Genomic DNA, 14074 nt, shown 5'->3' on the forward strand with positions numbered 1-14074 from the left:
CCTCGCGCGCTCAGGCTGCCACGGACTCGCCCGAGGCGGCCATGATCTTTTCCTTCGAGACGCTGCTGTCGAATTCGGCCGTGATCCGGCCTTTGTGCATGACGATGATCCGATGCGCGATGGACAGGCATTCGCTGACCTCGGATGTCGAATAGATCACGGCAAGGCCGCTTTTCGCGCCTTCGGCCAGCAGGCGGAACACCTCGGCCTTGGCACCGATGTCGATGCCGCGCGATGGTTCGTCCAGCATGATGACGCGGGGCCGGGTGGCCAGCATCTTGCCGATGACGACCTTTTGCTGGTTGCCGCCCGACAACGACCCGATGGCCGCATGTCCGCCCGATGTTTTCACCGTCACCTGCCGGATGCTGTCATCGACCAGCTGACGTTCATCACGGCTACTGGTGAACAACCCGCGCGTGAACCGCACGATGGATGCCAAGGACAGGTTCTGGCCCACGGTCATGGTCTGGACCAGGCCGTCGCGCTGACGGTCTTCGGGCACCAGTGCCAGACTGCGGGCGATGCGCTGGGCGATGGACAGATGCGAGATCTCGTATCCCTGCAACACTACCTCGCCGCCAGATGCTTTCAGCCGACCGGCAACGGTTTCCAACAGCTCGGTCCGGCCGGCGCCCATCAGGCCATAGATGCAGACGATCTCACCGGCCCGGACATCCAGCGACAGCTTGTCGACCAGATCGAAGCCTGCGGGGTCGGGGACCGACAGATCGCGGATAGACAGGGCGACGCCGCCCTTGTCGCTGTCCGGCGGGCTGCCAAGGTCGTAATTTTCCCCAACCATATTGCGCACGATCCATTCCAAATCGATCTCGGCCCGCGGCGCATAGGCGGTCATCGTCCCATCGCGCAGCACCACGGCGTGATCGGTGATGGTCAGCGCTTCTTCCAGGTGGTGCGAGATATAGACGATGCTGACGCCCTTGGCGGTCAGGTCGCGGATGACCTTGAACAGCACCTCGACCTCGGTGGCTGACAGGGCGCTGGTGGGCTCGTCCATGATCAGGATGCGGCTGTCCACCGACAAGGCGCGGGCGATTTCGACAATCTGCTGCTGGCCAAGGCGCAATTCCTCGACGGGGGTGTCGGGGGCGATGTCTTCTTCCAGCTCGGCCATCAGGGCGCGGACCTGACGGTCTTCTTCGGCGAAATCGACGCCGGTGGCGCCTTTGATTTCGCGGCCCATGAAGATGTTGTCGCGCACCGACATATTGGGCGCCAGCGACAGTTCCTGATGGATGATGGAAATGCCCCGGTCGCGCGCATCATTCGCATTGGCAAAGCTGACAGACTGGCCGTCCAGCACGATATCGCCCGATGTTGGCTGGATCACGCCTGACAGGATCTTCATCAGGGTCGATTTGCCTGCGCCATTTTCCCCGAACAGCGTCGTCACCTGTCCCCGGCTGATGTCGAAGTTCACACCCTTTAGGGCATGCACATGACCATAGGATTTGGCGACGTTGCGGGCGGCCAGAACGGTTTGGTCGGTCATTTGACCTCCAAGGTGACGGGGGTGATCATCCAATTTGCAGGGTTGATTAACCGGAATGCTCCAGTGACGGTCAGGGTCTTGCCCGTCAGGTTCGCGGTATCCAGCGGCGTCAGGATCTGTGCCGCCATGGCACGGTTGATGCCCGCACCGGCGTCCTGATATTCGATCTGGTTCTTGAAGCCGCCGAAGGCGATGTCGCCGGTTGCGTCGCGCAATTCGGTACCATTGATGGCGGGACCGGTCTGGACGCGGATTTTCTGCTTTTCGGGCAGCCCTTCGACGGTCAGGGGATAGACGCCTGCGCGCGGCTCACCGGCCACGCCGGTTACGGTGACCATCATGATCGCGCCGGTCGAGGCCGGCGTGCCGTATTCGGCAATCGCCGCATCCTTATCGGCGGCAATCGCCGTTGCCAGCGTTTCGGCATCGACAGCGCGTTCCTGCACGACCGACTGGATGCGCGGAAATTCGGATGTGCCGTAATCATCGGCCGAAAACGCCTGCTGGCGGGCGTCAGCGTCCGATCCGACCTGAACCACGGTGGTGTCCAGCGCGATGGCGGCCAGAACCGCGACGCCAAGTGCCAGCGACAGATACAGGCCGCGACGCGATGCGGCGGGTGCTTTGGGTGCTGAGGATGTGCTGGTCATGTCATGGCCCCGCTGTGGTGATGGAACCGGGGGCGCAGGGTGAACTGGTGCGATGGCTGCATGTGATCCGGCCTCCCCTCCGGCTATTTCGCGGGGCAGGGCATGCCCCGATTCCCCTGGTCACCGCGCGATCTGACGCGGGACTAAGGCAAGCTTAACTGAAATAAATTGCTGTGTCCGTAAAAAAATACGTTTAATGCGGGGATGCGGTACTGTAAGACTGACCACAAGGCGCACCTACCGGTCCAAAGCCCGGTGCGAACGGGAGGGGAAGTCATGACCGCAACCATCAACACTGCCGGGCGCCATGTCCGGTCCTGATATCCTGATCGGCATCGACGCGGGCACCTCGGTCATCAAGGCGGTCGCCTTTGATCTGGGAGGCACGCAACTGGGTGCGTTTTCGGTTCCCAACACCTATCAGACGGGGCCGGGCGGATCGGCGACCCAGGCCATGGGCCGCACATGGGATGATTGCGCGACGGCCCTGCTTGGCTTGGGTGATTGCATCCCCGATCTGGCCAAGCGCACTGCTGCTTTGTCAGTGACCGGTCAGGGGGATGGCACATGGCTGGTCGGGCAGGACGGTCCGGTGGGGGACGCGTGGCTGTGGCTGGATGCCCGCGCCGCGCCAACCGTGGACGGCCTTGCCGCTGGCCCGATGAACCGCACCCGCTTCATGGCGACCGGCACCGGTCTGAACACCTGCCAGCAGGGCGCGCAGATGGCGCATATGGATGCTCATGCGCCGGATCTGCTGGATCGCGCACAGGTCGCGCTGCATTGCAAGGACTGGCTGTATCTGAACCTGACGGGCATCCGGGCCACAGACCCGTCCGAGGCCAGCTTTACCTTTGGCAACTTCCGCACCCGCGCCTATGACGACGATGTCATCTCGGCATTGGGGCTGGAACGTCGCCGCCATCTGCTGCCCGAGATCATCGACGGCACGCAGATTACCCATCCCTTGACCGCCGATGCGGCGCATCAGACAGGATTGCTGGCGGGAACACCGGTCTCACTTGGCTATGTCGATATGGTGATGACGGCGCTTGGCGCGGGCGTTCGCGGCGGGGCGGGCGATGTGGCCTGTTCGACTGTTGGATCGACAGGCGTGCATTTGCGCGCGGTTGATGCGGGGCAGGTGGTGCTGAACGATCAGGGCACGGGCTATGTCATCTGCCTGCCGATTGCGGGCATCGTCACGCAGGTCCAGACGAATATGGCGGCGACGCTGAACCTTGACTGGGTGCTGTCGGTGGCGGCGGGGATCATGTCCGATATGGGGCAACAGGTCAGTCACCGCGATCTGGTTGCCCAGCTTGAGGGATGGCTCGACCAATCACGGCCCGGACAGATTTTATATCACCCCTATATCTCGGATGCGGGGGAACGCGGACCCTTCGTTAACGCCGATGCGCGGGCCGGTTTCATCGGCCTGTCGGCTGGCCACCGCTATCCCGATATGGTCCGCGCCGTGGCCGAAGGTCTGGGCATGGCAATGCGTGATTGCTATGCCGCGATGGGGCCGCTGCCGTCCGAACTGCGTCTGACGGGCGGGGCGTCACGCTCGGCCGGACTGCGCGCCATTCTGTCGGCCTCGCTGAACGCCCCCGTCCGCGTGTCACAGCGCGATGAGGCGGGTGCCGCAGGCGCCGCGATGATGGCCGGCGTCGCCATCGGTGCCTATCCCGATATGGATGCATGTATTGCCGAATGGGTCACGCCGTTGCTCGGCCCGTCCGAGGCCCCTGATCCTGCCCTTGCCACAACCTATGACCGGCTGTTCCCGGCCTTTGGCGCCGCGCGTGCGGCTCTGCCGCCGACATGGAACGCCCTTGCCGCCACCCGCACAGGAGTTTTCGATGACCAGCAATAGCGACATGATCGACCTTTTCGTCATCGGCGGGGGCATCAACGGTGCCGGTATGGCGCGCGATGCGGCGGGCCGTGGCCTGTCGGTGGTTCTGTGTGAAAAAGACGACCTTGCACAGGGAACATCCTCGCGGTCGGGCAAGCTGGTGCATGGCGGCTTGCGCTATCTGGAGTATTACGAATTCCGCCTTGTCCGTGAGGCGCTGATCGAACGCGAGGTTCTGTTGCGCGCCGCCCCCCATATCATCTGGCCGATGCGCTTCGTGCTGCCTCACAGCCCGCAAGACCGTTCCGCATGGCTGGTCCGTCTGGGGTTGTTCCTTTACGACAATCTGGGCGGTCGCAAGAAGCTGCCCGGCACGCGCACGCTGGATTTGCGCCGCGTGCCCGAAGGCGCGCCGCTGTTGGACAGCTATCACAAGGGGTTCGAATACAGCGACTGCTGGGTCGATGATGCGCGTCTGGTGGTGCTGAATGCCGTAGGGGCCGCCGAAAAGGGCGCAACCGTCCTGACGCGCACGGCCTGCACGCAGGCGCGTCGCGAAGACGGCGCCTGGACGGTCACCACCCGCGATGAAAACACCGGCGAGATCCGAATTTTCCGCGCCCGCTGTCTGGTCAATTGCGCCGGACCTTGGGTCAGCGATTTCATCACCCGCGTGGCGGGGTCCAATTCCGCCCGCAATGTGCGGCTGGTCAAGGGCAGCCATATCATCGTGCCGAAATGGTGGGCGGGCAATCACGCCTATCTGGTGCAGAACCATGACAAGCGGGTGATCTTCATCAACCCGTACGAGGGCGGCAAGGCACTGATTGGGACCACCGACATCGCCTATGACGGACGGGCCGAGGATGTGACCGCCGACCCGTCCGAAATCGACTATCTGCTGGCCGCGGTGAACCGTTATTTTAAGGAAAAGCTGCGCCCCGACGATGTGCTGCACAGCTTTTCGGGCGTGCGACCGTTGTTCGACGACGGGCAGGGCAATCCATCCGCCGTTACCCGCGACTATGTGTTTGATCTGGACCAGACGGGCGATGCGCCGCTGCTGAACGTCTTTGGCGGCAAGATCACCACCTTCCGCGAGTTGGCCGAACGCGGCATGCATAAGCTGCGCGATATCTTCCCCGATATGGGCGGCGATTGGACGGAAACCGCGCCTCTGCCGGGGGGCGAGATGGCGAATGCCGATTATGAAAGCTATGCCAACCTGCTGCGCGAACTGAACCCCTGGATGCCGCGCGATCTGATCCATCATTATGGCCGTCTGTATGGCACGCGCACCCGTGATGTCGTCGCAGGTGCCACCAGCCTTGCCGATCTGGGCATCTATTTCGGCGGCAACCTCTACGAGGCCGAGGTCCGCTATCTGGTCACCCGTGAATGGGCACAAACCCCCGAGGACATTTTGACCCGCCGCACCAAGCATTATCTGCACCTGAGCCAGCAGCAGCAGGCCTATTTCGCGGATTGGTTCGCAACATCCGGGCTGACCGCGAAGGGGGAATAGGATCATGGCTCTGACCTTGTCGCTGAACACCAATCCGCTGGTGAACCGCTTGGCCGAACCCGATGATCTGATCGGGACGGTCGCGCGTGACCTGCGGATCCGCAACCTGCAACTGACGCATGAATTCATTAATCCGGGCTGGCCCGCGCCTGTGATCCGCCGCCTGACCCGCCAGATGCGGGCGGCGCTGGACCGCACGGGGGTGCGCGTAACCAGCGGCATGACCGGCCCTTATGGGCGGCTGAACCATTTCGGCCATCCCGATGCCGATGTGCGGCGATATTACGTTGACTGGTTCAAGACCTTTGCCGATATCACCGCCGATCTGGGCGGCACCAGCGTGGGCACGCAATTCGCCATCATGACCTATCGCGATTTCGACGATCCTGCGCGGCGGGACGATCTGATCCGCGCAGCCATCGATTGCTGGGCCGAGGTGGCCGATCATGCCAAGGCCGCCGGACTGGATTATCTCTTCTGGGAACCGATGAGCGTGGGTCGCGAATTTGGCGATACCATCGCCAGCGCCATGACCTTGCAGGACCGGATCACCGCCGCCGATATGGCGATCCCGATGTGGATGATGGCCGATATCGATCATGGCGATGTCACCAGCGACAATCCCGACAACTTCAACCCCTATGCATGGGCCCGCGCGGTGCCCAAGGTCAGCCCTATCATCCATATCAAGCAATCGTTGATGGATAAGGGCGGCCACCGGCCTTTCACCGCCGAATTCAACGCCAAGGGTCTTATCCAGCCTGCACCCCTACTGCGGGCTTTGGAGCAGGGAGGCGCGGTTGATAACGAGATCTGTCTGGAACTGAGCTTCAAGGAACGCGAGCCCAACGACCGGCAGGTCATCGCGCAAATCGCCGAAAGTGTTGCATTCTGGGCGCGCCATATCGACACCGGCGCGGATAAGCTAAATATCTGAGGCTGTTCATCACAGGATAACCCTATGCTCAGCCCCTTTGCCTTTTCCACTGCCACTGAAATCCTGTTCGGACGCGGGCAGGCGGATCATGCCGCCGGTCGCGTGGCGGCACTGGGCAAGCACGTGCTGCTGGTGCATGGGCGCGACCCCGCGCGGTCCGCGTGGCTGGCGGATGCGATGCAGGCGCAGGGATGCGTCGTCACCGGTTTCTCCGTGGCCCGTGAACCCGATGTGGCGCTGGTGCAAGCAGGCGTTGACGCGGCACGCCACGCGCAGGTCGTGATTGCCATCGGCGGCGGCGCGGTCATCGATGCGGGCAAGGCCATCGCCGCGCTGGTCCCCGCGACCCGCCCGATGCTGGACCATCTTGAGGTTGTGGGGCGGGGTCTGCCGCTGGATCACCCGCCGCTGCCGTTCATCGCCATGCCCACCACCGCTGGAACCGGGGCCGAGGTGACGCGCAATGCTGTCATCGGTGTGCCCGAACACGCCCGCAAGGTCAGCCTGCGCGACCCGCAGATGCTGCCGCGTCTGGCGATTGTCGATCCGGCGCTGACGGATGGATGTCCGCGCGGGGTCACGCTGGCCTCGGGGTTGGATGCCATCACGCAGGTGATCGAGCCGTTCGTCTGCACCCGCGCCAACCCCCTGACCGATGCGCTGTGCCGCGATGCCATCCCGCGCGGTCTGGCGGCGCTGACGCGGCTGATGCAATCCGAAGACCCCGCCGCCCGTGATGACATGGCGTGGGTCAGCCTGACGGGCGGGCTGGCGTTGGCCAATGCAGGCTTGGGCGCGGTGCATGGGTTGGCCGGACCGCTTGGCGGGATGACGGGCGCGGCGCATGGGGCGATCTGCGGGGCGTTGTTGCCGCATGTCCTGCTGGCCAATCGCCGCGCGGTTCAGGACGCAGAACTGGCCGCGCGGCTGGATCAGGTGGGCGCGTGGATCGGCGCGGCATTCGGTGAACCGGACGCCGATGTCGAACGCGCCGCGCATCTGCTGGCCGCATGGTCGGCGGATGCCGGATTGCCCAGGTTGACCGCGCAGGGAATCGATGCCGACGCGCAGAAACAGGCGGCGAAGGCCGCCGCAGCATCATCGTCGATGAAGGCCAATCCGGCAGTACTGGATCTCGCCGCACTGCGGGCGATCATGCGGGGGGCGGGCTGATGGCGCGGCGGGCCCCCTCGGACCCCGAACAAAGTCTGGCGATCAGGGCGGCGTGGCTGCATTACGCAGGCGGGCTGACGCAGGCGGCGGTGGCCAAGCGGCTTGGCGTGCCAAGCGTCAAGGCGCACCGCCTGATCGCCCGCGCTGTCGCAGAGGGTGTGGTCAAGGTCAGCATCGACGGCGAGATCGTCGAATGCGTCCAGCTGGAGGATCAGCTGTGCGACCGCTTTGGCCTGACCCATTGCGAGGTTGCCCCCGATCTGGGCGAAGACGGCATTCCCCTACGCGCTCTTGGCCTTGCCGGTGCTGCGTTCCTGCGACGTGAAATCGAACGCGGCGATCATCCTATCATCGGCCTTGGCCATGGTCGCACCTTGGCCGCCGCCGTCGCCCAACTGCCGCACTTCGAGGCGAAGGGCGTCGATTTCGTGTCCCTGTTGGGCGGGCTGACACGCAATTATGCTGCCAATCCGCATGACGTGATGCATTCCTTGGCGGAGAAAACCGGGTCCAGTGCGTTTGTCCTGCCGGTGCCGTTTTTCGCCAACTCTGAAAGCGATCGCGCGATCTTGCTGGCCCAACCGGGGGTGCGGGACATCTTTGACCTGTCCAGCCGCGCGACGTTGAAATTCGTGGGAATGGGGACGGTGGATGCAGGCGCTCAGCTGGTCGCATCCGGTATGATCGAGCCGCATGAGATCGCCGAAATCCACGCAGGCGGTGCCATTGGCGAGATGATGGGTCATTTCTTTGACGAAAGCGGGCGCGTTCTGGAAACGACGTTGAGTTCGCGGACGCTGTCGGTCGATCTGACGGGAACGGGCAATGACGGTATTGTCGTGATCGCCGGGGGGCAGGAGAAAATCCGTGCCATCAGGGCCGTGCTGAACAGTGGACGTTTGACGGGCCTGATCACGGATGAAGCCACGGCCCGCCAGTTGGTGCAGTAACGCGCGCCCGGCTGGAACCGGACGCGCCTGTGATTATGACTGATCCAGCGTCGGATAGTCCGTGTAACCCTTGGCACCGCCGCCGTAGAAGGTATCGGGGTCGGGCTCGTTATAGGGACCGTCCTGCGCGATGCGGGCGGGCAGGTCGGGGTTGGCGATGAAGTCGCGGCCAAAGGCGATGGCGTCGGCCTTGCCGTCCTGCACCCAGGTCGCGGCTTCGGAGGCCGAAAATTCGCCATTGGCAATGAAGACGCCGTCAAAGGCCTGTTTCATCTTGGCCATCAGCTCGGCGGCCTGATCCTTGCCCTTGCCGTCGCCCGTGTGGTTGTTCGGGCGGATGACGTGCAGATAGGCCAGTCCCTTGCCCGACAGCGCCTTGGCGGCAGCGGTATACAGCGTTTCGGGATCGTCGTCATGGCTGTCGCCAGGGCCACCCTGAGGCGACAGGCGCACACCGACCTGACCGGGTCCCCAAGCTTCGGCCGAGGCATCGACCGCTTCGACCAGCAGGCGGATGCGGTTCTGGACCGAGCCGCCGTATGCATCGGTGCGCTTGTTCACCGACGACCGCAGGAATTGGTCGATCAGATAGCCGTTTGCACCATGGACCTCGATGCCGTCGAAACCTGCGCGGCGGGCGCATTCCGAGGCATGGCGGTAATCGTTCAGCAGGCGCGGGATTTCATCGGTGTCCAACGCGCGGGCTTCGGGGTGAGGCACGGTCGGGCCGTCGGGCAGCAGGTCGCCGACGAAAGCCTCGCCCTTGGGGGTCCAGGCGCTGGCCGAAACGGGCGCCGCGCCGTCGTGGAAGACGTTATGGCTGATGGCGCCCACGTGCCACAGCTGGCAGACGATCTTGCCGCCCTTGGCATGCACCGCGTCGGTAACTTTTTTCCAACCTTCGATCTGGGCGTCGGAATAGATGCCGGGGGTCCAGGCATAGCCCTGACCTTCGGTGCTGATCTGCGTCGCCTCGCTGACGATCAGTCCCGCACCGGCGCGTTGGCCATAATAGGTGGCGTGCAGATCGGTCTGCGCCAATTCATCCGGGGTTGACCGCGACCGGGTCAGCGGTGCCATGACGATACGGTTCGCAGCGTCGATGTCGCCGATGGCCAGCCTGTCGAAAAGAGGAGCGTTGGAGGGCATGTGTCATCCTTCGAAGTCGATTGGATTGTCGGCAGCGTAACGATGCATGCCAGTGAAGGTTCCAGCCCGGAAAATGGGCAGCGCGGCCCCTGTCATGGCTTTGTAACATTTTTAAATCACAAAATAACATTTCATGGCATTGATCGTCCCATGTTCGATGTTATGAAGCCTGCAACGGCTTCCGGAGGATTCGGCTTTTGAAACGCGACGAACGCAGACAGGCGATCATGGATCTGCTGGTGGAAACGCGCGCCGTGGATCTGGACGATCTGGTCGAACGCTTTGCCGTGTCCAAAATGACCATCCATCGCGATCTGGACGATCTTGATCAGGCGGGCCTGCTGCGAAAGGTGCGTGGCGGGGCGACCATCGATGCGGGCACCCAGTTCGAAAGCGACTTCCGTATTCGCGAAACCCAGGACGCCGAGGCCAAGGCCCGCATGTCCCGCGCCGCGCTGGAGTTGGTCGAGCCGGGCATGTCCGTCATGGTCAACGACGGCTCGATGGCGGCGCTGCTGGGGGGCAGCCTGGTGGAAAAGGGGCCGCTGACGGTCATCACCAACAATGCCGCCGTGATCGACCGACTGAAGGGCGCGCCGCGCATCACGCTGATGGCGCTTGGCGGGGTCTTCAGCGCCAAGTTCAACGGCTTCTTCGGCATGGTGACCGAGGATTCGCTGTCGCGCCTGCGTGCGGACATCGCTTTCATCTCGGCCCCTGCGGTGCTGGGGCTGCAGGCGTTCCACATGGACGACAATGCCGTGCGGACCAAGCGGGCGATGATGGCGGTGGCCGAACGCAAGGTGCTGGTGGTCAACCACCAGCGGTTCGGCCGCTCGGCGCTGCAATCGCTGGCGCGGTTGACCGATTTCGACACGATCATCACCGATGCCATGCCTGCCTCCGACGCGCTGGTGCATCTGGAACGTGCGGGCATCGGCCTGAGTATTGCGAAGGACTGACGACATGACGGATTTCTGGATCGGCACCAGCTGGAAGATGAACAAGACCCTGGCCGAGGCGCGGGACTTCGCCACCGCCCTTGCCGCCGCGGACAGGGACCGCGACCCGCGCATCCAGCGCTTTGTCATCCCGCCCTTTACCGCCTGCCGCGAGGTCGCACAGATCCTGTCGGAGACCAGCGTCAAGACCGGCGCCCAGAACATGCATTGGGCCGATCAGGGCGCCTGGACCGGCGAGATTAGCGCCCCCATGCTGACCGATTGCGGGCTGGACATCGTCGAACTGGGCCACAGCGAGCGGCGCGAACATTTCGGTGAAACCGACGCCACGGTCGGCTTCAAGGTCGAGGCCGCGGTCCGCCACGGCCTGATCCCGCTGATCTGCATCGGCGAGACGCTGGAGGAACGCCAAGCGGGCCGCGCGACCGAGGTGCTGGCGGCGCAGGTTCGTGGCGCCTTGGGACGGCTGTCGGACGATCAAAAGGCCGCGACGATCCTGCTGGCCTATGAGCCGGTCTGGGCCATCGGGGACAACGGCATTCCTGCCACCTCGGATTACGCCGACGCCCGCCAAGCCGAGATCATCGCCACTGCGCAGGACGTGCTGGGACGCAAGGTGCCCTGTCTTTATGGCGGCTCGGTCAATCCCGACAATTGTCAGGAACTGATCGCCTGCCCGCATATCGACGGGCTGTTCATCGGGCGGTCGGCCTGGGCGGTCGAGGGCTATCTGGATATTCTGGCGCGCTGCGCCGCAACCATTTGACGAGGGGGAATAAAGTGAAACTGGCAATTGCAGGCGATAGCGCAGGCGAAGGTCTGGCCCAGATTCTGGCCGACCACCTGAAGGGCAGCCACGACGTGTCCCAGATCAGCCGCACCGACACCGGGCCGGATGCCTTTTATGCGGACCTGTCGGACCGGGTGGCATCGCAGGTTCTGGACGGCACCTATGACCGCGCCATTCTGGTTTGCGGGACGGGCATCGGGGTCTGCATCTCGGCCAACAAGGTGCCGGGCATCCGCGCGGCGCTGACCCATGACACCTATTCCGCCGAACGCGCGGCGCTGTCGAACAACGCGCAGATCATCACCATGGGCGCCCGCGTCATCGGGTCGGAACTGGCCAAGGCCATCGCCGATGCGTGGTTGGCAGAAACCATGAATTTCGACGCCCAAGGCCGCTCGGCTGGGAATGTGAACGCCATCGACGCGGTCGATGCCAAGTATAGCAAGGGCTGAACATGCTGCACCTTCCCAATGACAGTGCACCGACCGGCCCGTTGCTGTCCGACATGCTGTCGGCCACCGGCCCCGAGGGCGTGGTGCTGGCCATCGCGCAGGCCCTGCCGCCCCTGGCGCAGCGATTGGCGGCGGGGCGTCTGCACGGCGATCCCGATGCCATCGTCGGCACCAACGACAGCGGCGACAAGCAGAAGGCGCTGGACGTCGCCGCCCATGACCACATGATCGCCGCCCTGCGCGCCGCGGGCGTGCGTCAGGTCCTGTCCGAAGAGGCTGAGCAGATCGTCGCCCTGAACCCCGACGGGGCCTTCGACGTGGCCATCGACCCCATCGACGGGTCTGGCAGCATCGGCATCGGCGCGCCCCTTGGCCTGTTGTTCACCGTGTTGCCTGCCGGGCCCCAAGGCTTTTTGCGCAAGGGCCGAGACATCGTGGCGGCGGGCTATGCGTCCTTCGGGCATTCTGTCGATTTCGGCTGGTCGGTGGGGCAGGGCGTCCATGTCGCCACCTTCGATGCCGAAGTGGACGCCTTCCGCATCGCACGCCAGAACCTGCGCCTGCCCGCGAAGGCCAAGACCTTTGCCTGGAACGCATCGAACGAACGCCATTGGTCGGCGCCGCTGAAGGCCTGGGTCGCCGATCTGCGCCTTGGCCGTGACGGGCCGCAGGGGCGCGACGTGAACATGCGCTGGCTTGCGGCGGCGGTGGGCGACATGCACCGCATCCTGATGCAGGGCGGCGTGTTCCTTTACCCGGCCGACGCGCGCCCCGGATATGAAAACGGCCGCCTGCGGCTGATCTATGAATGCGTCCCGATGGCCTATCTGGCCGAACAGGCGGGCGGGCGTGCCACCAACGGCGACATCGACATTCTGGACGTGGTTCCGACCGAGCTGCACCAGATGTCCGCGATCTTCTTCGGGACCGGTTCGGAAATCGACCTGATCCACACGTATCTTTCAGAAAACAAGGACTAAGCCACCATGGCGATGATCACCCTGCGTCAGCTTCTGGACCACGCCGCCGAGAATGGCTATGCCGTGCCGGCCTTCAACATCAACAACATGGAACAGGGCCTGTCGGTCATGCAGGCGGCTCAGGCCACCCGCTCGCCGGTCATCCTGCAGGCCAGCCGGGGCGCGCGCGCCTATGCCAACGATTTGGTGCTGGCGGGCCTGATCTCGGGTCTGTCCAAGGCATTTCCCGACATCCCGCTGTGCATGCATCTGGACCACGGCAACGGGTTGGAAACCTGTGCGACCGCGATCCAGAACGGCTTTACCAGCGTGATGATGGACGGATCGCTGAAGGCCGATGGCACCACGCCGGCCGATTACGAATACAATGCCGACATCACCCGTCGCGTGACCCAGATGGCCCACGCCTGCGGTGTGTCCGTCGAGGGCGAGTTGGGCGTTCTGGGCAGCCTTGAAACCGGCATGGGCGATCAGGAAGACGGCCATGGTGCGACCGAAAAGCTGTCCCACGACCAGCTGCTGACCGACCCCGCCGAGGCCGAGCAGTTCGTCAAGGACACCGGCGTCGACGCGCTGGCCGTTGCCATGGGCACCAGCCACGGCGCCTATAAGTTCACGCGCAAGCCTGACGGCGACATTCTGGCCATGAACGTCATCGAGGAAATCAACCGCCGTCTGCCCAACACCCATCTGGTCATGCACGGATCGTCGTCGGTCCCCGAGGATCTGCAAGAGATCATCAACCAGTACGGCGGCGAGATCCGCCCGACCTGGGGCGTCCCCGTCGAAGAAATCCAACGCGGCATCAAGCATGGCGTCCGCAAGGTCAACATCGACACCGACAACCGCCTTGCCATGACCGCCGCCATCCGCAAATGCTTTGCCGAGGACCCCTCGGAATTCGATCCGCGCAAATACCTGAAGCCCGCGATGTCGATGATGGCGCAGGTCTGCAAGGACCGCTTCGAGGCATTCGGCACTGCAGGTCAGGCCGACCGCCTGAACCCGCTGCCCCTGTCGGCGATGGCTTCGCGCTACTGATATGTGACGCCTTGATGACGGGCGCGGGGGATATGCCCTCGCGCCCGTTTCCATGTCTTGTCGCAGGGGTTCAGTTCCAATATACATG

General features: G+C 63.9%; 14 protein-coding genes. 11 read left to right on the plus strand and 3 right to left on the minus strand.

The genetic code is table 11. The annotated features are described in order from the left end of the window. Positions 1-10: 10 nt before the first annotated feature. Positions 11-1516 carry a sugar ABC transporter ATP-binding protein gene (locus SJY40_RS02755; protein WP_378942453.1) on the minus strand — a complete coding sequence of 502 codons (1506 nt, stop codon included), beginning with the start codon at positions 1514-1516 and terminating at the stop codon, positions 11-13. Then, positions 1513-2166, minus strand: a complete 654-nt coding sequence (locus SJY40_RS02760; protein ID WP_378942455.1) for a DUF2291 family protein — start codon at positions 2164-2166, stop codon at positions 1513-1515. The genes SJY40_RS02755 and SJY40_RS02760 overlap by 4 nt, the downstream gene beginning before the upstream one ends. A 307-nt stretch (positions 2167-2473) precedes the next feature. On the opposite strand from SJY40_RS02760, the gene SJY40_RS02765 reads away from it, so the two are divergent. The 5 genes from SJY40_RS02765 to SJY40_RS02785 are packed head-to-tail and all read left to right on the plus strand — an operon-like array spanning position 2474 to position 8612. Continuing rightward, positions 2474-4045, plus strand: coding sequence for an FGGY-family carbohydrate kinase (locus tag SJY40_RS02765; RefSeq protein WP_378942457.1), 1572 nt, complete (start codon positions 2474-2476; stop codon positions 4043-4045). Further along, the gene (locus SJY40_RS02770; RefSeq protein ID WP_378942460.1) at positions 4032-5552 is read left to right on the plus strand and encodes a glycerol-3-phosphate dehydrogenase; all 1521 of its coding nucleotides are present in this window, start codon (positions 4032-4034) and stop codon (positions 5550-5552) included. Before SJY40_RS02765 ends, SJY40_RS02770 begins: the two co-directional genes overlap by 14 nt. A 4-nt stretch (positions 5553-5556) precedes the next feature. Further along, positions 5557-6489 carry a TIM barrel protein gene (locus tag SJY40_RS02775; RefSeq protein WP_378942462.1) on the plus strand — a complete coding sequence of 311 codons (933 nt, stop codon included), beginning with the start codon at positions 5557-5559 and terminating at the stop codon, positions 6487-6489. A gap of 24 nt (positions 6490-6513) precedes the next feature. Continuing rightward, positions 6514-7662 (plus strand): iron-containing alcohol dehydrogenase, encoded by a 1149-nt coding sequence (locus tag SJY40_RS02780; RefSeq protein WP_378942465.1) that lies wholly within the window; start codon positions 6514-6516, stop codon positions 7660-7662. Continuing rightward, complete coding sequence (locus SJY40_RS02785; RefSeq protein ID WP_378942467.1) at positions 7662-8612, plus strand: sugar-binding transcriptional regulator; 951 nt, start codon at positions 7662-7664, stop codon at positions 8610-8612. The genes SJY40_RS02780 and SJY40_RS02785 overlap by 1 nt, the downstream gene beginning before the upstream one ends. A gap of 33 nt (positions 8613-8645) precedes the next feature. On the opposite strand, the gene SJY40_RS02790 is transcribed toward SJY40_RS02785, so the two are convergent. Further along, positions 8646-9761 (minus strand): alkene reductase, encoded by a 1116-nt coding sequence (locus SJY40_RS02790; protein WP_378942470.1) that lies wholly within the window; start codon positions 9759-9761, stop codon positions 8646-8648. Between SJY40_RS02790 and SJY40_RS02795 the strand changes: the two genes are divergently transcribed. From SJY40_RS02795 to fba, 6 genes are read left to right on the plus strand one after another with little or no spacing between them, the layout of a single operon-like run. Continuing rightward, positions 9762-9962, plus strand: a complete 201-nt coding sequence (locus SJY40_RS02795) for a hypothetical protein (RefSeq protein WP_378942472.1) — start codon at positions 9762-9764, stop codon at positions 9960-9962. Next, entirely contained in the window at positions 9959-10723 is a 765-nt protein-coding gene (locus SJY40_RS02800; protein WP_378942475.1) for a DeoR/GlpR family DNA-binding transcription regulator, read from the plus strand. Before SJY40_RS02795 ends, SJY40_RS02800 begins: the two co-directional genes overlap by 4 nt. 4 nt (positions 10724-10727) lie before the next feature. Further along, the gene (locus tag SJY40_RS02805; protein WP_378942478.1) at positions 10728-11489 is read left to right on the plus strand and encodes a triose-phosphate isomerase; all 762 of its coding nucleotides are present in this window, start codon (positions 10728-10730) and stop codon (positions 11487-11489) included. Between the two features lie 14 nt (positions 11490-11503). Continuing rightward, complete coding sequence (locus tag SJY40_RS02810; protein WP_378942480.1) at positions 11504-11965, plus strand: RpiB/LacA/LacB family sugar-phosphate isomerase; 462 nt, start codon at positions 11504-11506, stop codon at positions 11963-11965. A 2-nt stretch (positions 11966-11967) separates the two neighbouring features. After that, positions 11968-12945, plus strand: coding sequence for a class 1 fructose-bisphosphatase (locus SJY40_RS02815; protein WP_378942483.1), 978 nt, complete (start codon positions 11968-11970; stop codon positions 12943-12945). 6 nt (positions 12946-12951) lie between these two features. Further along, complete coding sequence (fba, locus tag SJY40_RS02820) at positions 12952-13986, plus strand: class II fructose-bisphosphate aldolase (RefSeq protein ID WP_378942485.1); 1035 nt, start codon at positions 12952-12954, stop codon at positions 13984-13986. Positions 13987-14074 lie beyond the last annotated feature (88 nt).

Origin of the sequence: Paracoccus sp. R86501, assembly GCF_042466435.1 — a bacterium.
Classification (GTDB): Bacteria; Pseudomonadota; Alphaproteobacteria; order Rhodobacterales; family Rhodobacteraceae; genus Paracoccus.